The organism is Kosakonia sp. 1610 (assembly GCF_050435845.1).
In the GTDB taxonomy this organism is placed as follows: domain Bacteria; phylum Pseudomonadota; class Gammaproteobacteria; order Enterobacterales; family Enterobacteriaceae; genus Kosakonia; species Kosakonia cowanii.
The window spans coordinates 1-1,187 of the sequence record NZ_JBNDKZ010000030.1 but is presented as its reverse complement, the minus strand read 5'-3'; the positions used below and the strand labels follow the sequence as shown (position 1 = coordinate 1,187).

The 1,187-nt window shown below is 51.2% G+C and carries 1 tRNA gene and 2 rRNA genes; all 3 read right to left on the bottom strand.

From position 1 onward, the window contains the following. Positions 1-452 (bottom strand): 23S ribosomal RNA (locus tag ABIC80_RS24510); the annotation flags it as partial. Between the two features lie 199 nt (positions 453-651). Continuing rightward, a tRNA-Glu gene (locus ABIC80_RS24505) sits at positions 652-727 on the bottom strand. A gap of 84 nt (positions 728-811) precedes the next feature. Then, positions 812-1,187, bottom strand: a 16S ribosomal RNA gene (locus ABIC80_RS24500); the annotation flags it as partial.

The window sequence follows — 1,187 nt, the reverse complement described above, 5'->3', positions numbered from 1 at the left end:
CACTATCGGTCAGTCAGGAGTATTTAGCCTTGGAGGATGGTCCCCCCATATTCAGACAGGATACCACGTGTCCCGCCCTACTCATCGAGCTCACAACCAGAGTGCTTTTGTGTACGGGGCTGTCACCCTGTATCGCGCGACTTTCCAGACGCTTCCACTAACACTCAGGCTGATTCAGGCTCTGGGCTGTTCCCCGTTCGCTCGCCGCTACTGGGGGAATCTCGGTTGATTTCTTTTCCTCGGGGTACTTAGATGTTTCAGTTCCCCCGGTTCGCCTCACAGCACTATGTATTCATGCTGTGATAGTGCAACGGATTGCACTGGGTTTCCCCATTCGGACATCGCCGGCTGTAACGGTTCATATCACCTTACCGGCGCTTTTCGCAGATTAGCACGTCCTTCATCGCCTCTGACTGCCAGGGCATCCACCGTGTACGCTTAGTCGCTTAACCTCACAACCCGAAGATGTTTCGTAAAACATCTCTGATTGCGAAAATTTGAGAGACTCACGGAACAATTCGCATTGTTCTGTGTTTCAATTTTCAGCTTGATCCAGATTTTTAAAGAGCAAATATCTCAGACATGACTCACTGTTTCAGGAATCAGGTTTGAGATACATCGGCAGGTGACTTTCACTCACAGACCAGCAAGTGGCGTCCCCTAGGGGATTCGAACCCCTGTTACCGCCGTGAAAGGGCGGTGTCCTGGGCCTCTAGACGAAGGGGACACAAAGTCTCACTCGCAAGACGCCTTGCTATTTACTTTTCATCAGACAATCTGTGTGGACACTGCAGGGAAAGGTTCTTTAAGGTAAGGAGGTGATCCAACCGCAGGTTCCCCTACGGTTACCTTGTTACGACTTCACCCCAGTCATGAATCACAAAGTGGTAAGCGCCCTCCCGAAGGTTAAGCTACCTACTTCTTTTGCAACCCACTCCCATGGTGTGACGGGCGGTGTGTACAAGGCCCGGGAACGTATTCACCGTGACATTCTGATTCACGATTACTAGCGATTCCGACTTCATGGAGTCGAGTTGCAGACTCCAATCCGGACTACGACGCACTTTATGAGGTCCGCTTGCTCTCGCGAGTTTGCTTCTCTTTGTATGCGCCATTGTAGCACGTGTGTAGCCCTGGTCGTAAGGGCCATGATGACTTGACGTCATCCCCACCTTCCTCCAGTTTAT